Consider the following 18,085-nt stretch of genomic DNA (forward strand, 5'->3'; position numbering starts at 1 on the left):
AAGAACGATGAACGCACCGCTCAACATCTCCATGCCGGCCGAGGCATCGCAAGCGCCGAAGGCCTACAAGCTGCTGATCGACGGCAAGCATGTCGATGCCCGCGACGGCCGCGCCATCGAGCGCGCCAGCCCCGGCCACGGCTTCGTCGTTTCCCGCTACGCGCAAGCAGGCGCCGCTGAAGTCGACGCCGCCGTGCGGGCCGCGCACAAGGCCTTCGAGACCGGCCCGTGGCCGCGCATGAAGGCGTCCGAACGCGCCGCGGTTCTGCTGAAGGCCGCAGACCTGATCGAGACACGGCTGGAAGAGATCGCCCGGCTCGATGCTCTGGAATCCGGCAAGGCTATCGCCCAGGCACGCGGCGAGATCGGCGGCGCCGTCGACATCTGGCGCTACGCCGCCTCGCTGGCCCGCTCACTCTCTGGCGAAAGCTACGCCAATCTCGGCGATTCCATGCTGGGCGTGGTGCTACGCGAGCCGATCGGCGTCGTCTCGCTTATCACGCCGTGGAATTTCCCCTTCCTGATCATCAGCCAGAAACTGCCCTTCGCGCTCGCCGCCGGTTGCACGGCGGTGGTGAAGCCGAGCGAGATGACGTCGGCCTCAACCTTCGTGCTCGGCGACATCCTGCTCGAGGCCGGACTGCCGGCCGGCGTCGTCAACATCCTCGCCGGCTTCGGCGCCGATGTCGGTGCGCCAATGGTCAGCCATCCGCTGGTCGAGATGGTCTCCTTCACCGGCTCGACCCGCGTCGGCAAGATGACCATGGCCGCCGCCTCGAATTCCTTGAAGAAGGTATCGATGGAGCTCGGCGGCAAGAACGGCCAGATCGTCTTCCCGGACGCCGACCTCGAGGCGGCGGCGGATGCCGCGGTGTTCGGCGGTTTCTTCGACGCCGGCGAATGCTGCAATGCCGGCAGCCGCCTGATCGTGCACGAGGCGATCGCCGACGAGTTCCTCGGCGCGGTCAAGGCGCTTGCCGCAAAGGTCCGCGTCGGCGATCCGCTCGACGACCGCACCAAGGTCGGCGCCATGATCTCGGCCGACCATATGGAAAAGGTAGCCGGCTATGTAACGGCGGCGAAAACCGACGGCGGCGATGTTTTTGCCGGTGGCGCCCGGCTCGCATCCAATGCCGGCCAATATCTCGATCCAACCATCATCCGCAACGTTACGCAGGACATGGCGATCGCCCGCGAGGAAGTGTTCGGACCGGTGCTGTCCGTGCTCACTTTTGAAACGATTGAAAAGGCATTGCGCATTGCCAACGACACGCCCTATGGTCTGTCGGCAGGGGTATGGAGCGGCAGCATCGACACGTGCATGTCGGTGGCGCGCGGTGTGCGTTCGGGGACGGTTTGGGTGAATACGTTCATGGAAGGTTATCCCGAACTGCCCTTCGGCGGCTACAAGCAGTCCGGTCTCGGACGCGAACTCGGCAAACGCGCCGTCGAAGACTATACCGAAGAAAAGACTATCCAGTTTCATCAAGGCCAGCGCACCGGATGGTGGGTCGGCTGAGTTGGGAGAACCCCGGCGGACACCCGCCGGTTATGTGTATGCAACAAGGGAGGAAGTACATGTTGCGCAAACTGCTTATCGGAACGGCTCTTGCGACGAGCTTTGCGTTCTCGGCGCATGCCGCGGACGTCAAGGAAGTGCAGATGCTGCATTGGTGGACGTCGGGCGGCGAAGCGGCTGCTCTGAACGTGCTGAAGCAGGATCTGGCCAAGGAAGGCTATGCCTGGAAGGACGTGCCGGTGGCCGGCGGTGGCGGCGACGCCGCCATGACCGCGCTGAAGGCGATGGTCGCGGCCGGCAACTATCCGACCGCCTCGCAGATGCTCGGCTACACCGTGCTCGACTATGCCGCCGCCGGCGTCATGGGCGACCTGACCGAGACTGCCAAGAAGGAAGGCTGGGACAAGTCGGTTCCGGCGGCGCTGCAGAAGTTCTCCGTCTATGACGGCAAGTGGGTGGCCGCTCCGGTCAACGTCCACTCCGTCAACTGGCTGTGGATCAACAAGGCGGTGATGGACAAGATCGGCGGCACCGAGCCGAAGACCTTCGACGACTTCGTCGCGTTGCTCGACAAGGCCAAGGCTGCCGGCGTCACCCCGCTCGCGCTCGGCGGCCAGAACTGGCAGGAAGCCACCATGTTCGACTCCGTCGTGCTGTCGACCGGCGGTCCGGAATTCTACAAGAAGGCCATGAACGACCTCGACGAGGACTCGCTCAAGTCCGACACGATGAAGAAGTCGTTCGACAACCTCGCCAAGCTCGTCGCCTATGTCGACCCGAACTTCTCGGGCCGCGACTGGAACCTCGCCACCGCCATGGTCATCAAGGGCGATGCGCTGGTTCAGGTCATGGGCGACTGGGCCAAGGGCGAGTTCCATGCCGCCAACAAGACCCCCGGCACCGACTTCCTGTGCTACCGCTTCCCGGGCACCGACGGCTCGGTGATCTACAACTCCGACATGTTCGGCATGTTCAACGTTCCGGACGACCGCAAGGCCGCCCAGGTCGCGTTGGCCACCGCCACCCTGTCGAAAAGCTTCCAGTCGGCCTTCAACGTGGTGAAGGGTTCGGTCCCGGCCCGCACCGACGTGCCGGACACCGACTTCGACGCTTGCGGCAAGAAGGGCATCGCCGACCTGAAGAAGGCCAATGAAGGCGGCACGCTGTTCGGCTCGCTGGCCCAGGGCTACGGTGCCCCGCCGGCCGTCGCCAACGCCTACAAGGACGTCGTGTCGAAATTCGTCCATGGTCAGATCAAGACCTCCGACGAGGCCGTGACCGAACTGGTCAAGGCAATCGACGACGCCAAGTAAGGCTTCAACTTGAACTCATCTCCCCCGCTTCGGCGGGGGAGATCTCCCGTCGAAAAAAGGTGCGGGACAAACCCTGGTGCGTTTCGCGCCGGGCAGCTTCCGACCAACCGGTACTGGATGAGCCGATGAGCACAGTTGCCGAAACCCAGATCAAGCTGACACCGGAGCACGACGCCCGCCCTGGCGCCTCCGTCCGTTCACGGCTGCAGGACCTGTTGCCGAAGATCGTCCTGGCGCCAAGCTTCGCGGCGACGATCGTCTTCGTCTACGGCTTCATCCTATGGACGATCTATCTGTCCTTCACCAACTCCAAGACCTTTCCGTCCTATGCCATTACCGGCGGCCGCGCCTACCAGCGACTGTGGCGCTGGACGTTCGAGAGCGACCCGCCGTCGAGCTGGTACACCTCGATCACCAACATGGGCATTTTCGGCTTCCTCTACATCGCGATCTGCCTGGCGCTCGGTCTGTTCCTGGCCATCCTGCTCGACCAGAAGATCCGCGGTGAAGGCGTGTTGCGGCCGATCTATCTCTATCCGATGGCGCTTTCCTTCATCGTCACCGGCGTCGCCTGGAAATGGTTCCTCGACCCCGGCCTCGGCCTCGAGCAGACGCTGCACCAGTGGGGCTGGACGAGCTTCCACTTCGACTGGATCAAGAACAAGGATTTCGTTATCTACACGGTGGTCATCGCCGGCGTCTGGCAGGCTTCCGGCTTCGTCATGGCGATGTTCCTGGCCGGCCTTCGCGGCATCGATGGCGAGATCATGAAGGCGGCGCAGATCGACGGCGCTTCCACCTTCCAGCTCTACCGCCGCATCGTCATTCCGCTGCTGCGGCCGGTGTTCCTGTCCGCCTTTATCGTGCTCGCCCACCTCGCCATCAAGTCCTATGACCTGGTCGTGGCGCTGACCAGCGGCGGACCCGGTGGCTCGGCCTGGCTGCCGTCGAACTTCATGTATGAGTTCACCTTCAAGCGTAACGAGATGGCGGTCGGCTCGGCAAGCGCGGTGATCATGCTGATGACCATCACCGCCATCATCGTTCCGTATCTCTATTCCGAGCTCAGGGAGAAGTCGCGATGAGCGCCGTCACTTCACCTGCCCGCCAGGCGTCAAGCGGCGCCAGAGCCAGGACGATCAACCGCATCGTCATCTACGGCCTGCTCGCGCTGTTCGCGATCTTCTACCTGATGCCGCTCTTCGTCATGTTGGTCACCTCGTTCAAGACCATGGACGAGATCCAGAACGGCAACATGCTGTCGCTGCCGCATGCGCCGACTTTCGCGCCATGGATAAAGGCGTGGAGCGAAGTCTGCTCGGGCCTGACCTGCGTCGGCATGAAGGGCTATTTCTGGAACTCCATCAAGATGGTGGTGCCGGCAGTGCTGATCTCGACGCTGCTCGGCGCGCTCAACGGCTACGTGCTGACCAAATGGCGCTTCCGCGGCCACATACTGGTTTTCGCCATGATGCTGTTTGCCTGCTTCATCCCGTTCCAGTCGGTGCTCCTGCCGATGGCGACGATCCTCGGCAGCCTCGGCCGCTTCGGCGTCACCTTGCAGAACGCGACCGGCTTCAATTTCGGCCTCGGCAATTCGACGGTCAATCTCGTCTTCGTCCACGTGGTCTACGGCCTTGGCTTCACCACGCTTTTCTTCCGCAACTATTACGAGGCCTTCCCGACCGAGTTGGTCAAGGCGGCACAGGTCGACGGCGCCTCCTTCTTCCAGATATTCCGGCGCATCATGCTGCCCAACTCGCTGCCGATCATCGTTGTGACGGTGATCTACCAGTTCACCAACATCTGGAACGACTTCCTGTTCGCCTCCGCCTATGCCGGCTCCGGCGACGTGATGCCGATGACGGTGGCGCTGAACAATGTCGTCAACACCTCGACCGGCGTCGTCGAATACAACGTCAACATGGCGGCGGCGATGATCGCCGCCCTCCCCACCCTGATCGTCTATGTCGTCGCCGGCCGCTATTTCGTGCGCGGGCTGATGGCAGGCGCGGTCAAGGGCTGACCCTCTTTCTTGAAGGAACGATCATGGCTTTTCTGGAAATTGATGGGCTGAAGAAGCGCTTCGGGAATGTCGAGATCCTGAAGGGCATCGATGTCGAGCTCGAAAAGGGCGGCTTCCTGGTGCTGGTCGGCCCGTCCGGCTGCGGCAAGTCCACGCTGCTCAACACCATTGCCGGCCTGGAGCAGATCACCGAGGGCGAGATCCGGGTCGAGGGCCGCGCGATCAACGACCTGCATCCTTCGAAGCGCGACATCGCCATGGTCTTCCAGAGCTACGCGCTCTACCCGAACATGACGGTGGCCGGGAACATCGCCTTCGGCATGGAGATGCGCGGCGTGCCGGCGGCGGAACGCCAGAAGGCGATCGACAAGGTGGCCAAGATCCTGCAGATCGGCCACCTCCTAAAGCGCAAGCCCAGCCAGCTTTCCGGCGGCCAGCGCCAGCGCGTCGCCATGGGCCGCGCGCTGGTGCGCGACCCGAAACTCTTCCTGTTCGACGAGCCGCTCTCCAACCTCGACGCCAAGCTGCGCGTCGACATGCGCATCGAGATCAAGCGCCTGCATGCGACCACCGGCACGACGATCGTCTACGTCACGCACGACCAGATCGAGGCGATGACGCTGGCGACCAAGATCGCCGTCATGCGCGACGGCGAGGTGCAGCAGTTCGGCACGCCGGCGGAGATCTACAACAACCCGACCAACATCTTCGTCGCCGACTTCATGGGTTCGCCTGCGATGAACCTTGTCCCGGCGACGATCGGCGGCAATGGCTCCGGTCTGTCGGTGGTGCTCAAGCCAGACGCGCGCGCTGCGATTTCGCTGCCTCTGGCCAACGCCCCGGCGGGTCTCTCGGCGTTCAAGGAGAAGCCGGTCATCTTCGGCGTCCGCCCCGAGGCGCTGACCGATCCGGAAGGTGCGGAGCGCAATGCCTCCAACATCGCGACCGCCGATTGCCACATCGAGGTGATCGAGCCGGCCGGCTCCGATACTTTCGCCGTTACCAATCTCGGCGGCAAGGCTGTAGTGGCGCGGCTGCGCGCCGATGCCAAGATTCAGCCGGGCACCGTCACGCCGCTGGCCTTCAACCTGACCAAGGCGGTGTTCTTCGATCCGGCGACCGAGAAGCGCATCCTTTAAAAAGCTATGGCAAACCCGGATATCGTCATCATCGGCTCCGGCATCGGCGGCGCCACGATTGCTTCCGGCTTGGCCGGCAGCGGCGCCTCGATTCTGATCCTGGAGCGCGGCGAGCCATTGCCGGCAACGCCGCATGCGCGCTCGACGCGGTCGATCTTCGTCGACGAGCATTACCGGCCGAAGGAGATGTGGCGCGAGGCCGGCGGCCCGGCCTTCAATCCCGGCAACTACTACTATGTCGGCGGCAATTCGAAGTTCTTCGGCGCGGTCCTGATCCGCTACCGCAAGGAGGATTTTTCCGAGCTCGAGCATTTCGGCGGCGTCTCGCCGGCCTGGCCGTTTTCCTATGACGAATTCGAGCCATGGTACTCGAAGGCCGAGCAGCTGTTTCGCGTGCGCGGCATGCTTGGCGAGGACCCGACCGAGCCGTTCCACTCGATCCCCTATGCTTTTGGACCGGTGCCGGACGAGCCGCCGATCGCTCGCGCCCGCGCCGAACTGAAGAGCCTTGGCCTGCATCCGGCGTCGCTGCCGCTCGGCGTCGATATCGAGGCCTGGTTGAAGGACGGCAAGACCGGTTGGGACGCGTTCCCCAACACCGGCCAGGGCAAGATCGATGCTCAGACCGGACCGCTGGCCACGGCGCTTACTGACAACAACATCCGGCTCGAGACCGGTGCCCATGTCGACTGGCTTGAAACCGCGCCGGACGGCAAGACGATTACCGCCATCCACTATACGCAGAATGGCGCGCAAAAAACGCTGTCGCCGAAACTCGTCATCCTCTCGGCCGGCGCGGTCAACTCGGCCGCCATCCTGCTGCGTTCGCCTTCGGCCCATGATGGCAAAAAGGTGGGCAAGGGCCTTGCCAACAGCTCCGACCAGGTCGGTCGCAATTTCATGAACCACAATTCGAGCGCCATGCTGGCGATCGACCCGCGCCGTCGCAACGATAGCGTTTACCAGAAGACGCTGATGCTCAACGATTACTACCTGTCGGACGGCAAGGGCGGCAAACCGCTCGGCAATGTGCAACTGCTCGGCAAGATCGATGGCAACATGCTCAAGGCCAATGTGAAGCGGTTGCCGAAATTCGCGCTCGATTTCATAGCCGGTCACGCCATCGACTGGTATCTGATGTGCGAGGACCTGCCCGATCCTGAAAGCCGCATCTTGGTCGATGGCAAGGAGATCGTCATGCAATGGCGGCGCTCCAACATGCAGTCGCTGGACGGCCTGACCAAGGTGATGCGCGAGAATTTCCGCGCCTGCGGCTATCCGATCGTGCTCTCGCGCCCCTTCGACAAGCGCACGCCGTCACATCAGTGTGGCACCGTGAAGATGGGCAACGATCCAGCCACCTCGCCGCTCGATCCATTCTGCCGCGCCTATGACCACCGGAACTTGTTCGTCGTCGATGGCGGGTTCCTGCCGACATCGGCGGCGGTTAATCCGGCACTGTCGATCGCAGCGCAAGCGTTGCGGGTGGCTGATCATATCCGCAAGACGGATCTCGCCGCATGACCCGCCCGGCGGCCATCGTCACCGGCGGCGCGCGCGGCATCGGGCTCGCCTGTGCTGAAGCGCTGGCTGACGCCGGCTTCGACATCCTCGTCGCGGACCTTGCCCAGGACCCCACCAAACGTCTTGTAGAGAACATCACGATGCGTGGTGCGGCATTCGCCTACCGTCGCTGCGATATTGCCAATCTTTCTGATCACACGACGCTTGTCGAAGCAGCCCTGCACGCCTTCGGCCACATCGATTGCCTGGTCAACAACGCCGGCGTCGGCGCCGTGGTGCGCGGCGACCTGTTGGAGCTGAAACCGGAGAATTTCGACCGCACGCTAGGCATCAACCTGCGCGGCACGATGTTCCTCAGCCAGGCGGTTGCCAAGGCGATGCTCGGCGCGCCAGCAGGCTCGGCCAGGTCGATCATCACCATCACGTCCGTCAGCGCCGCCATGGCCTCGCCGGAGCGCGCAGACTACTGCATCTCCAAAGCCGGGCTTTCGATGTGGGTCAAGAACCTGGCGCTGCGGCTAGCAGCGGAAAATATCGGTGTCTTCGAGGTGCGGCCGGGCATCATCCGCACCGACATGACCGCCGGTGTCTCCGCCAAATACGACGCGTTGATCGACGGTGGCCTGGTGCCCGCCAAGCGCTGGGGCGAGGCCGGTGATATCGGCGGCGTCGTGGCCGCGCTCGCGTCTGGCAAATTCGGCTTTTCGACCGGATCGGTCATCGATGTCGACGGCGCGCTTTCCGTGCCTCGCCTATGAGTAGGTGGAACCATGGCTGACTACATCATCGTTGGCGCCGGTCCGGCCGGCTGCGTTCTCGCCAACCGGCTGAGCGAGGATCCGGCGAATTCGGTGCTGCTGCTTGAAGCCGGCGGCAAGGACTGGCACCCGCTGATCCACATGCCGGCGGGTTTCGCCAAGATGACCAAGGGCATCGCCTCCTGGGGCTGGTCGACCGTGCCGCAGAAGCACATGAAGGACCGTGTCTTCTGGTACACGCAGGCCAAGGTGGTCGGCGGCGGCTCGTCGATCAACGCGCAGATCTACACGCGCGGCAACGCGCGCGACTACGACGCCTGGGAAAAGGAAGAGGGTCTCGCCGGCTGGAGTTACCGCGACGTGCTGCCCTATTTCAAGCGCGCCGAAAACAACCAGCGCTTCGCCAACGACTATCACGGCGACCAGGGCCCGCTCGGCGTTTCCAACCCGATCTCGCCGCTGCCGATCTGCGAGGCCTATTTCCGCGCCGGCCAGGAGATGGGCATCCCGTTCAACCCGGATTTCAACGGCGCTGCCCAAGAAGGCGTCGGCTACTACCAGCTCACCCAGAAAGACGCGCGGCGCTCGTCCGCGTCCGTCGCCTATCTGAAGCCGATCCGCGACCGCAAGAACCTGACGGTGAGGACCGACGTTCTGGTGACACGCGTCGTCGTCGAGAAGGGCCGCGCCGTCGGCGTCGAGATCGTCGAACGGCCGGGTGGTGAGAAGACGCTCCTGCGCGCCGAGCGCGAGGTGATTGTCTCGTCCGGCGCCATAGGCTCGCCGAAGCTCCTGATGCAGTCGGGCATCGGTCCAGCCGACCATCTGAGGTCGGTTGGCGTCACGCCGGTGCATGACCTGCCCGGCGTCGGCTCCAACATGCAGGATCATCTCGATTTGTTCGTCATTGCCGAATGCACCGGCGACCATACTTACGACAACTACGCCAAGCTGCACCGTACGCTATGGGCGGGTCTGCAGTATCTGCTGTTGAAGAAAGGGCCGGTTGCTTCCAGCCTCTTCGAGACCGGTGGCTTCTGGTACGCCGACCCGACCGCCGCCTCGCCCGACATCCAGTTCCATCTCGGCCTCGGCTCCGGCATCGAGGCCGGCGTCGAGAAGCTGAATAACCCCGGCGTGACGTTGAACTCCGCTTTCCTGCGCCCGCGCTCGCGCGGCACGGTGCGGCTGAAAAGCGCCGATCCCGCCGACCATCCGCTGATCGATCCGAACTACTGGTCCGACCCGTATGACCGCGACATGTCGATCAAGGGCCTGCGGTTGGCGCGCGAGATCATGCGGCAGAAGGCGCTTGCCCCCTACGTGCTGCGCGAGGTGCTGCCAGGCCCTTCGCTCGCCACCGACGACGAGTTGTTCGACTATGCCTGCCGCACCGCCAAGACCGATCATCACCCGGTCGGCACCTGCCGCATGGGCCATGACGCGATGGCTGTGGTGACGCCGGATTTGAGGCTGCGCGGCATCGAAGGCCTACGCGTCTGCGACGCCTCGGTGATGCCCCGCGTGCCCTCCTCCAACACCAATGCGCCGACCATCATGGTTGGCGAAAAAGGCGCCGACCTCATCCTCGGCCGCGAGCCGCTGCCGCCGGCCGTGTTCAAAGGCAACCAGGCGGCATGAGGCATCAACGATGATCCGGCATTGCGTCTTTGTCCGCTTTCGCGACGACATACCTGCAACCGAGCGTGCGGCGATCCATGCCGACCTCGAAGCGCTGCGCACAGTCATCGACGGCATGGGGAAGGTGCAGTTCAGCGCCAATGTCAGTCCGGAGCCGTTCGCACGCGGCCTCACGCATGGCTTCACAATCGATTTCCGCGATGCCTCTGCCCGTGACGCCTATCTCGTGCACGAAGCGCATCAGCGCGCCGGCGCCCGTCTGGTTGCGGCACTTGAAGGCGGCACCGACGGGCTGATGGTCATCGATCTTGAGGTGACGCAAATGTGACCGCTCGCCGGCTTAAAACCGGCTGCTGTCCCGTTCTCTTTTGCCCGCCGTGGAACATATCGCTCCTTGGGGGATGCCAAAGGAGGATCGCCTTGAACCTCACCACCGAGCAGAAGAAAACTGTAACTGCATCTTTCCTGGGCTGGACGCTCGATGCGTTTGATTTCTTCCTTCTGACATTCCTGCTCACCGATATTGCCACTGAATTCCAGACCGATGTTCCGGCGGTCTCCAAAGCACTGTTCCTGACATTGGCGACGCGCTTCATCGGCGCGTTCTTCTTCGGCATGCTTGCCGACAAATATGGCCGCAAGCCCATCCTGATGCTCAACATCGTCAGCTATTCAGTGATCGGAGCTTTAGCCGCCTTCTCGCCCAATCTCGGCATATTCCTGGCGCTGCGCGCCCTGTTCGGCATCGCCATGGGCGGTGAGTGGGGTTTGGGCAGCTCGCTCGCCATGGAGTCCATCCCGCCCCGCGCCCGCGGCATGGTCTCGGGCATCCTGCAATGCGGTTATCCGGCGGGCTATCTGCTGGCGGCGGTGGTCTACGGGCTGCTCTACGGCCAGAAGATCGGCGACTTCACCTTCGGCTGGCGCGCCATGTTCCTCTTGAGCTTCGCGCCGGCGCTGATCGTGCTTTTCATCCGCTCGCATGTGCCGGAATCGCCCGCCTTCGCCGAAGGCCGGACGCAGGCGCGTCCGGGCCTTCTTGAAACGTTACGGAGGCACTGGCGCATCGCGCTCTATGCCGCGGTGCTGATGATGTTCTTCAACTTCTTCAGCCACGGCACCCAGGACCTCTACCCGACCTTCCTGAAGAAGCAGCATGGCTTCGACCCGCACACGGTGAGCTGGATAACCATCGTCGCCAATATCGGCGCCATCGTCGGCGGACTGGCGTTCGGCGCGTTGTCGGAAAAGATCGGCCGTATCAACGCTATCACGATCGCATGCCTGATCGCCTTACCGGCAATTCCGCTCTGGGCCTATACGACGACGCCCTTCATGCTGGCGCTCGGCGCCTTCGTCATGCAGGTGGCGGTCCAGGGTGCCTGGGGCATCATCCCGGTGCATCTCAACGAGCTTTCTCCGGGCTCCGTGCGCGCGACGCTGCCGGGTTTCATCTACCAGGCCGGCAACCTCGCGGCGTCGTATGGCGGTCCGTATCAGGCCGGCATAGCCGAAGCACCCGGAGGCAGCTATGGCTATGCGCTGGCGTTGTTCGCGGGCGTGGTCGCGGTCTGCATCATCGTCGTCATCCGTTTTAGCCCGGAACGGCGTGGGCAAGTGATGACGGTGCTCGATCGCGACGTCAGCCGAGTCTGAGTGCGACGACGCCGGCGACGATGCCGAGCGCGGCGGCCGCGCGCCAGGCCGTCATCTTCTCGCCCAGCGCCAGCACCGAGATCAGCATGGCGAACAGGATCGAGGTCTCGCGCAGCGACGCGACCGAGGCGATCGGCGCCTTGGTCATCGCCCACATCACGATCCAGTAGGCCGCGCCGCTGAGCACGCCGGTGAAAAGCCCTGCCTTCCAGTCGCGCGCCAGCACCGGCAACGACTGCGGCCCACGAAAGACGACGCACAGCACCAGCGCCCACGCTGCGTCGCAGACGAACAGCCACGCGGCATAGCTCGTTGCCGTGGCAGCCAATCGCGCACCGCTGCCGTCGGATAGCGTATAGCTGGCGATGAAGATCGAGGTGCCGAGCGCGAAGCCGACCGCGCGAAGATTGAAACGTTCGAGATGGACGCCGCCGCGAAACGACATCACCAGCGTGCCCGCCGACAGAAGCACGATGCCGACGATGGCGAGCGGCGCCGGAACCTCGCCGAGCATGACGATGGCTCCCATCGCCGAGAGCAATGGCGCGGTACCCCGCGCCAGCGGATAGGTCTGCGCGAAGTCGCCGGCCTTGTAGGCGCCGATCAGGAACGTCCGGTAGCCCATATGGAAGATCACCGAGGCGAGAATGAACGGCCACACCTCCGCTTTCGGCACTTCCACGAAAGGCAGCGCCAGCAGCGCCGCAAACCCCATCCCGAGCGTCATCAGCGTGATCGACAGGAAGCGGTCGAGATGGACCTTGACCAGCGCGTTCCAGATCGCGTGCATGGCGGCCGCCGAGAGCACCGCGAGGAAGACGAACGGCGTCATGTCCGGTTCACCTGCCCGTCGGCCCCGGAGCGATGCCCGGCGTTTCCAGATCGATGTCGACCCTGAGCGGAAAATGGTCGGACGCGATCTGGCCGATGTCGGCTGCTACCGAACGCACCCGTCCGGCCAGCATGCCGCCGACGAAGCAATGGTCGAGCCGGCGTTTGGCCAGCCTGCCGTCGATGATCTTTTCGTGCGTGTGGAAGTCCGCGACTGGCTCGCTGGCAACAGCGGCGGCGTCGACGAACCCGTCTAAATAGGCAGCGCCGCGATGGTAGGGCGCGCTGCCGACGATACACCGGTATTCGGCGCTGCCCGGCTCCATGTTGAAGTCGCCGAGCCAGATCGCCGCCAGCGGGCTTTCCGGCTCCGGCTGGCCATCCGACCAGTTGCGCTGCGGTTCGTCGTCGACGCCGCTCCAGGGACCGCCCTCGAACCGCGCGCGTCGATGTTCGGCATTGAGATAGTCGATCTGCTCCAGCCGCTCCTCGGCCGCAATATGCGCCAGGTGCAGCGAAAGCACACGCACCGGTCCAGCCGGTGTGCGGATCATGCATTCGAGCGCCGCGTTGCGGGTGTTGAGCGGCCTGAGCGTGCGCCGCATCGGCAGTGTGTGCAAGCGCGACCAGACGATCGGCAGCTTCGACAGCACCATCGTGCCGAACTGCCGGCGGCGGTTGACGACGCGGCCGTCGCGCTTCTCGCTGGCGTCCATGTCGAAGGCGGGGCCGTAGGCCCAGTAATAGCCGGGAAGCAGGCTGGACAGGATCTCGGGCTGGTCGTCCTCATTGCTGCGCTGCCAATGCCGCTCGACCTCCTGCAGCGCGATGATGTCGGCGCCCTCCACCAGCCTGGCGCAGCGGCTGAGATCGTAGCGCCCGTCGCTGCCGTAGCCGTACTGGATGTTGTAGCTGATCAGCTTCATTGATTAACCGGCTCACTTCCGACGATCGCAGTAGAGCAATTCCAGGAAAAGTGTGAGCGGTTTTCTGTCCGGAATTGCGTCAAACAAAGAGACAGAGCGGTTCGCCGTTTCCATGAAACGGTGAAACGCTCTAGCGCCCGGTCCACTGCCTTGCAATGGACCGCGGCGGCAAGTGGAATAGTCCAATGGAGACCGGCGAACCCAGCGCACTCTAATAAGTGGTGAGCGGCTGATAGCTTCCGGCCGGCGACGCCGCCAGCTCCGACCAGTCGATCTCCTCTTCCAGCCGGTGATAGGCCTCGTCGCCGATCGTGCCGTTGCGGCGCAGTTCCTCCAGCGTGTCGCGCTGCCGCTTGATGGCATAGAGGCGCAGCCGGTCGTATTCGGTCGCTGCCTGCGCGTCATCCGGATTTTCCGCGATCCGGCGCTCGGCCTCGTATTGCTCGCGCACGACGGCGGCCGCGGCCGACGTCTTGCGGCTCAGCACGTCGAGCGCGGCCTGCATGATGGCGACACGCGCCTCGGCCACTTCGCGGTCTATCGTTGTATCCGGATCGAAGTTGAGTATCCGCAGCAGCGGCTTCAGGCTCATGCCTTGCAGCACCAGCGTGCCGAGAACGACCGCGAAGGCGGCAAGCGCGATTGGATCGCGGCCGGGGAAATTGGCCGGCAGTGCAATGGCCACCACCAGCGTCACCAGCCCGCGCATGCCGCACCAGCCGACGAGCACGGCGCCGCGGAAGGTCGGCGCGTCCCGCCTTTTGTCTTCGCCGTCGAAACGGGCGAACCATCGGATGACCGCAACGTAACTCGCCACCCAGACGAGGCGCGCCACGATGACGACGGCCAGCACCGTCGCGGCGAAGAGAAAGGCCTCGCCTTGCCCGTCGCCGGACAGCCGGCCGACGATCGACCGGGCCTGAAGGCCCATCAGCACGAAGGCCAGAACGTTGAGCACGAACACCGCCGACTCCCAGACCGAATAGGTGCTGACACGGCGTCTCGCCGACATGCGGCGCGGTCCGGTGCGCGCGATGGTGATGGCATAGACGACGATGGTGATGATAGCCGAAAGGCCGAGCTTATCGGCAATGATCCAGACGGCGAAGGTTCCGGCGAACTGCACCACGGTGCTGCTTGCCGCATCCTCGATGCGCGTAAGGGTGAGCAGCGAGAAGCGGCCAAACAGGTAGCCGGCGACAACGCTGCCGATCGTCGCCAGCAGGATGACGGGCACGGCGTCGCTCAGCACGAGCGAGCCGATGGCGGCCGAAACCGATATCCGGTAGATCAACAGCGCCGTGGCGTCGTTGAGCAGGCTCTCGCCCTGTAGAATGGCGGTGAGCCGATGCGGCACTTTGAACTGGTTGAGCACCGCGCTTGCCGCCACCGCGTCCGGCGGCGCGACAATGGCGCCGAGCGCTATCGCCGCCGCGACCGGCAGCCCGGCCATCTTCCAGCCAACGAAGGCGACGGCCACGGTGGTGAAGATGACGGCGCCGAGCGCCAGCAGCGCCAGCGACAGCCGGTAGCGCTTCAGGTCGCGCAGCGAGGTATCGTAGGCGGCATCGAGCAGCACCGGCGCGATGAACAGCGCAAGCGCCAGTTCCGGATCGATCTCGATCGTCGGTGCGCCGGGCACGAAGGCAATCCCGACCCCGGCAAGCGCCAGCAGCGACGGGTAAGGGACTTCCAGCCATCGCGATACCGCTGTCAGCGCAACCGCAATGAGAAGCAGGATGAGGGTGATTTCGAACAGCGCCATGGCTCATCGTAGCGATGGAACCAGGCGTTTGGCACTGCAAAAGTGAATGGTGAATAGTCAATGGCAATCAGCGAAGAGAGTACCTTACGTGCTCAGATTCCTGATGGCGCCCATTCACTATTCACCACTCACTCTTTCCTAGTGCAGAACCAGCATATCGCCCGACGAGAACGAGATGTCCGCCTTGTCGCCGACGGCTGGCGGCGGCGTAGTCGGATTGTTGAAGGTGTCGAGCGACACCGTGTTGCCGCCGATGCCGACGCGCACGCGGATGACCGAGCCGAGGAAATGCACTTCGGCGATCTCGCCCGACAGGCTGGCGTCATGGCCGGGCTGCCGTCCGAGCGAGATAGCCTCCGGCCGCAGCGCCAGCGACAGCGTATCGCCGGACTTCGAGCCGTTGAGCTTGCCCTTGAGAGAGACTTCCTGGGTGTCGACCTGCACCTTGCCCGAGGCGGCGTCGGTGACCTTGCCTTCCAGCACGTTGAGCGTGCCGACGAAATTGGCGACGAACTTGGTTGCCGGCCGGTTGTAGATCTCGAACGGGGTGCCGACCTGCTCGGCCTTGCCGCCATACATGACAGCGATGCGGTCGGAGATCGACAGCGCTTCCTCCTGGTCATGCGTCACGAAGATGGTGGTGATGCCGAGCTTCTTCTGGATCGAGCGGATTTCCTCGCGCAGCGATACACGCACCTTGGCGTCGAGCGCCGACAGCGGTTCATCGAGCAAAAGCAGTTTTGGCTTCGGCGCGATGGCGCGGGCCAGCGCGATGCGCTGCTGCTGTCCGCCGGAGAGCTGGTAGGGATAGCGGTCGCCCATCTGCGGCAGCTTGATGATGTCGAGCATCTCGGCGACGCGCCTGTCGGCGTCGGCCTTGGGCATGCCGGCAACCTTGAGACCAAAGGCGATGTTCTGCGCGACGGTCAGGTTGGGGAAAAGCGCATAGGCCTGGAACACCATGCCGACATTGCGCTGATTGGGCTTCAGCCGGGTGATGTCCTTGCCGCCGACCACGATCTTGCCGGCCGAAGGCTCCTCGAAACCGGCGACCATGCGCAGCACCGTCGTCTTGCCGCAGCCGGACGGCCCGAGGAAGGAGACGAATTCTCCCGGTTCGACGTCGAGATTGAAATCCTGCACCACCGTTGTGGCGCCGTAGGACTTTCGCACATGCTGGATGGACAGGAATGGCTCGGCCATGGCTTTTTCTCTCAGGTCAATTCGGTCTGTTCGCCGATTTCGGCGCGAAACGGGACAGGATCTGGATCAGCGACATGCAGCCCCAGGTAATGGCGAAGGCGATGATGGCAAGCGCCGCCGGCTCATAGGCGCGGTTGGCGCCGATATTCTGCAGGTACGGCCCGAAGGCCGGCCGGTTGAGCAGGCTGGCCATGGTGAACTCGCCGATGACGATGGCAAAGGTGAGGAAGGCGCCCGACAGCACCGCGATCAGCACATTGGGCAGGATAACCCGGGTGATGATCGTAGCCCAGCCGGCGCCGAGGATTTGCGCCGCTTCCGTCAGCGTGCGCACGTCGATGGTGCGAAGGCCCGTGTCGACCGCGCGATACATGTAAGGGAGCGCCAGTGTTGCGTAGCCGATCACCAGCAGGGCGCTGGCGCCGAGATCGCTGGCCAGGAACGGCAGCGGTGAATTCGACCCGTACATGCGGATATAGCCGAACACGATGACGATCGCCGGGATGACCAGCGGCAGCAGCGTGATGAACTCGACGATCGGCCTGATTTGGGGCAAGCGCAGCCGGATCCAATAGGCGGCCGGCACCACGACCAGCACGCCGAGGATGATCGTGAAGATCGCCGCGACCACCGAATAGAGGAACGTTGCCTGGAAGCGCGGGTCGCCGAGCACGACCTGATAGGCATCGAAGGAGTGGACGCCGCGCCGCATGCGCAGCGAAAACTCGAAGGTCGCCAGCAGCGGGATGAAGAAGTAGGCCGTGCCGATACCGAAGACGACCCAGGCCCAGAATTTGCCCGACTTCATTTCAGCCACCTCTCGGAACGGGTCCGGAACCAGATGTAGAAGACATTCGCCAATCCGGTGATGACGATCATGCCGAAAGCGATGGCATAGCCGAGCTGCGGGTTATGCAGCACGTCGCCATTGATCTGTGAATAGAGCTTGATCGGGACGATGTTCAACTGCGGGCCGGCGAACGCATAGGCCGTCGCGATGGCGCCGAAGGCATTGGCGAACAAAAGGATGACGGTGCCGAGGAAGCTCGGGAACAGAACCGGTATCACCACCATGCGCCAGTATTGCCACTGGGTAGCGCCAAGCGTGGCGGCCGCCTCGTTCCATTCCTTCTTCAAGCCATCGATCGCCGGCACGATGATGACCACCATCAGCGGGATCTGGAAGAAGAGATAGACCACGATCAGGCCCCACGTGGTCAGGAAATTGAACCCCAACGCGTAGATGTTCAGGTTGAATATGTCGCGCAGCAGCACCGTCACGATACCGACGCGGCCGAGCGTTGCGATGAAGGCGAAGGCGAGCGGCAAGCCGGCAAAATTCGAGGCGACGCCGGAGAAGGTCAGGGTTGCGGATCGCACCCAACCGGGCAGGCCGCCACGCACGATGGCGATAGCGATGGCCAGTCCGGCAAACGCGCCGACGATGGCCGACCAGAAGCTAATCTTGATCGAAACCCAATAGGAATTGCTGATCGAAGGATCGCTCACCAATTGCAGGACGTTGTCGAGCGTGAACCTGCCTTCCCCGGTCTGAAACGCGCCGATGACGAGATAGAGCGTCGGCATGATCAGGAACATCAGGGTGAAGACGAAGAACGGCGCCACGCCGACCCATTGCGTCGGCAGGCGGAAAGCAGTCGCCTCGTTCGGCGGCGCGGGCTTGGTGGCAACTGACTGATTTGAAAGCGATAGATCGGTCATGCGCCCGGCACCGTCTTCGAGGGAAAGCCGGGCGGCCAGGTGGCCGCCCGGTGGATTTCAAA

16 protein-coding genes are annotated in these 18,085 nt (G+C 63.7%); 10 read left to right on the plus strand and 6 right to left on the minus strand.

All coding sequences use genetic code 11. The features are described from left to right. Window positions 1-7: 7 nt before the first annotated feature. The 10 genes from AC0L2L_RS04280 to AC0L2L_RS04325 all read left to right on the plus strand — a co-directional run bounded on the left by AC0L2L_RS04280 (window position 8) and on the right by AC0L2L_RS04325 (window position 11,576). Window positions 8-1,519 carry an aldehyde dehydrogenase family protein gene (locus tag AC0L2L_RS04280; RefSeq protein WP_473576403.1) on the plus strand — a complete coding sequence of 504 codons (1,512 nt, stop codon included), beginning with the start codon at window positions 8-10 and terminating at the stop codon, window positions 1,517-1,519. Between the two features lie 59 nt (window positions 1,520-1,578). Then, a complete protein-coding gene (locus AC0L2L_RS04285; protein ID WP_036257900.1) occupies window positions 1,579-2,832 on the plus strand; it encodes an ABC transporter substrate-binding protein in 1,254 nt (417 codons plus the stop codon). A gap of 125 nt (window positions 2,833-2,957) precedes the next feature. After that, complete coding sequence (locus AC0L2L_RS04290; protein ID WP_473576405.1) at window positions 2,958-3,917, plus strand: carbohydrate ABC transporter permease; 960 nt, start codon at window positions 2,958-2,960, stop codon at window positions 3,915-3,917. After that, window positions 3,914-4,858 carry a carbohydrate ABC transporter permease gene (locus tag AC0L2L_RS04295; protein ID WP_473576406.1) on the plus strand — a complete coding sequence of 315 codons (945 nt, stop codon included), beginning with the start codon at window positions 3,914-3,916 and terminating at the stop codon, window positions 4,856-4,858. Before AC0L2L_RS04290 ends, AC0L2L_RS04295 begins: the two co-directional genes overlap by 4 nt. 23 nt (window positions 4,859-4,881) lie before the next feature. Beyond that, window positions 4,882-5,997 carry an ABC transporter ATP-binding protein gene (locus tag AC0L2L_RS04300; RefSeq protein ID WP_027165212.1) on the plus strand — a complete coding sequence of 372 codons (1,116 nt, stop codon included), beginning with the start codon at window positions 4,882-4,884 and terminating at the stop codon, window positions 5,995-5,997. Between the two features lie 6 nt (window positions 5,998-6,003). Beyond that, complete coding sequence (locus AC0L2L_RS04305; protein WP_473576408.1) at window positions 6,004-7,521, plus strand: FAD-dependent oxidoreductase; 1,518 nt, start codon at window positions 6,004-6,006, stop codon at window positions 7,519-7,521. Further along, window positions 7,518-8,279 (plus strand): 3-ketoacyl-ACP reductase, encoded by a 762-nt coding sequence (locus tag AC0L2L_RS04310; RefSeq protein WP_473576409.1) that lies wholly within the window; start codon window positions 7,518-7,520, stop codon window positions 8,277-8,279. The genes AC0L2L_RS04305 and AC0L2L_RS04310 overlap by 4 nt, the downstream gene beginning before the upstream one ends. Window positions 8,280-8,291: 12 nt before the next feature. Next, the gene (locus tag AC0L2L_RS04315) at window positions 8,292-9,920 is read left to right on the plus strand and encodes a GMC family oxidoreductase (protein WP_473576410.1); all 1,629 of its coding nucleotides are present in this window, start codon (window positions 8,292-8,294) and stop codon (window positions 9,918-9,920) included. Window positions 9,921-9,930: 10 nt separating this feature from the next. Then, the gene (locus AC0L2L_RS04320) at window positions 9,931-10,248 is read left to right on the plus strand and encodes a Dabb family protein (protein WP_473576411.1); all 318 of its coding nucleotides are present in this window, start codon (window positions 9,931-9,933) and stop codon (window positions 10,246-10,248) included. A gap of 92 nt (window positions 10,249-10,340) precedes the next feature. Beyond that, window positions 10,341-11,576: an MFS transporter gene (locus AC0L2L_RS04325; RefSeq protein WP_473576412.1), complete on the plus strand. Its 1,236-nt coding sequence runs from the start codon at window positions 10,341-10,343 to the stop codon at window positions 11,574-11,576. On the opposite strand, the gene AC0L2L_RS04330 is transcribed toward AC0L2L_RS04325, so the two are convergent. From AC0L2L_RS04330 to AC0L2L_RS04355, 6 genes are all read right to left on the minus strand, one after another. Further along, a complete protein-coding gene (locus tag AC0L2L_RS04330; RefSeq protein ID WP_473576413.1) occupies window positions 11,563-12,408 on the minus strand; it encodes an EamA family transporter in 846 nt (281 codons plus the stop codon). The two genes, AC0L2L_RS04325 and AC0L2L_RS04330, sit on opposite strands and share 14 nt — an antisense overlap. 7 nt (window positions 12,409-12,415) lie before the next feature. Then, window positions 12,416-13,333 (minus strand): endonuclease/exonuclease/phosphatase family protein, encoded by a 918-nt coding sequence (locus tag AC0L2L_RS04335; protein WP_473576415.1) that lies wholly within the window; start codon window positions 13,331-13,333, stop codon window positions 12,416-12,418. A 211-nt stretch (window positions 13,334-13,544) separates the two neighbouring features. Then, window positions 13,545-15,098: a cation:proton antiporter gene (locus tag AC0L2L_RS04340; RefSeq protein WP_473576417.1), complete on the minus strand. Its 1,554-nt coding sequence runs from the start codon at window positions 15,096-15,098 to the stop codon at window positions 13,545-13,547. 138 nt (window positions 15,099-15,236) lie between these two features. Beyond that, window positions 15,237-16,301, minus strand: coding sequence for an ABC transporter ATP-binding protein (locus tag AC0L2L_RS04345; protein WP_473576418.1), 1,065 nt, complete (start codon window positions 16,299-16,301; stop codon window positions 15,237-15,239). A gap of 16 nt (window positions 16,302-16,317) precedes the next feature. After that, window positions 16,318-17,109: an ABC transporter permease gene (locus AC0L2L_RS04350; protein ID WP_473576419.1), complete on the minus strand. Its 792-nt coding sequence runs from the start codon at window positions 17,107-17,109 to the stop codon at window positions 16,318-16,320. Further along, window positions 17,106-18,023 carry an ABC transporter permease gene (locus AC0L2L_RS04355; protein ID WP_473576421.1) on the minus strand — a complete coding sequence of 306 codons (918 nt, stop codon included), beginning with the start codon at window positions 18,021-18,023 and terminating at the stop codon, window positions 17,106-17,108. Before AC0L2L_RS04355 ends, AC0L2L_RS04350 begins: the two co-directional genes overlap by 4 nt. Between the last annotated feature and the right edge of the window lie 62 nt (window positions 18,024-18,085).

It is taken from the genome of Mesorhizobium sp. WSM4832, assembly GCF_055811115.1.

Bases quoted from the DNA above. Each gene is read 5' to 3' on its own strand.
- AC0L2L_RS04280 (WP_473576403.1), top strand. From the start codon at position 8: ATGAACGCACCGCTCAACATCTCCATGCCGGCCGAGGCATCGCAAGCG.
- AC0L2L_RS04285 (WP_036257900.1), top strand. From the start codon at position 1,579: ATGTTGCGCAAACTGCTTATCGGAACGGCTCTTGCGACGAGCTTTGCG.
- AC0L2L_RS04290 (WP_473576405.1), top strand. From the start codon at position 2,958: ATGAGCACAGTTGCCGAAACCCAGATCAAGCTGACACCGGAGCACGAC.
- AC0L2L_RS04295 (WP_473576406.1), top strand. From the start codon at position 3,914: ATGAGCGCCGTCACTTCACCTGCCCGCCAGGCGTCAAGCGGCGCCAGA.
- AC0L2L_RS04300 (WP_027165212.1), top strand. From the start codon at position 4,882: ATGGCTTTTCTGGAAATTGATGGGCTGAAGAAGCGCTTCGGGAATGTC.
- AC0L2L_RS04305 (WP_473576408.1), top strand. From the start codon at position 6,004: ATGGCAAACCCGGATATCGTCATCATCGGCTCCGGCATCGGCGGCGCC.
- AC0L2L_RS04310 (WP_473576409.1), top strand. From the start codon at position 7,518: ATGACCCGCCCGGCGGCCATCGTCACCGGCGGCGCGCGCGGCATCGGG.
- AC0L2L_RS04315 (WP_473576410.1), top strand. From the start codon at position 8,292: ATGGCTGACTACATCATCGTTGGCGCCGGTCCGGCCGGCTGCGTTCTC.
- AC0L2L_RS04320 (WP_473576411.1), top strand. From the start codon at position 9,931: ATGATCCGGCATTGCGTCTTTGTCCGCTTTCGCGACGACATACCTGCA.
- AC0L2L_RS04330 (WP_473576413.1), bottom strand. From the start codon at position 12,408: ATGACGCCGTTCGTCTTCCTCGCGGTGCTCTCGGCGGCCGCCATGCAC.
- AC0L2L_RS04335 (WP_473576415.1), bottom strand. From the start codon at position 13,333: ATGAAGCTGATCAGCTACAACATCCAGTACGGCTACGGCAGCGACGGG.
- AC0L2L_RS04340 (WP_473576417.1), bottom strand. From the start codon at position 15,098: ATGGCGCTGTTCGAAATCACCCTCATCCTGCTTCTCATTGCGGTTGCG.
- AC0L2L_RS04345 (WP_473576418.1), bottom strand. From the start codon at position 16,301: ATGGCCGAGCCATTCCTGTCCATCCAGCATGTGCGAAAGTCCTACGGC.
- AC0L2L_RS04350 (WP_473576419.1), bottom strand. From the start codon at position 17,109: ATGAAGTCGGGCAAATTCTGGGCCTGGGTCGTCTTCGGTATCGGCACG.
- AC0L2L_RS04355 (WP_473576421.1), bottom strand. From the start codon at position 18,023: ATGACCGATCTATCGCTTTCAAATCAGTCAGTTGCCACCAAGCCCGCG.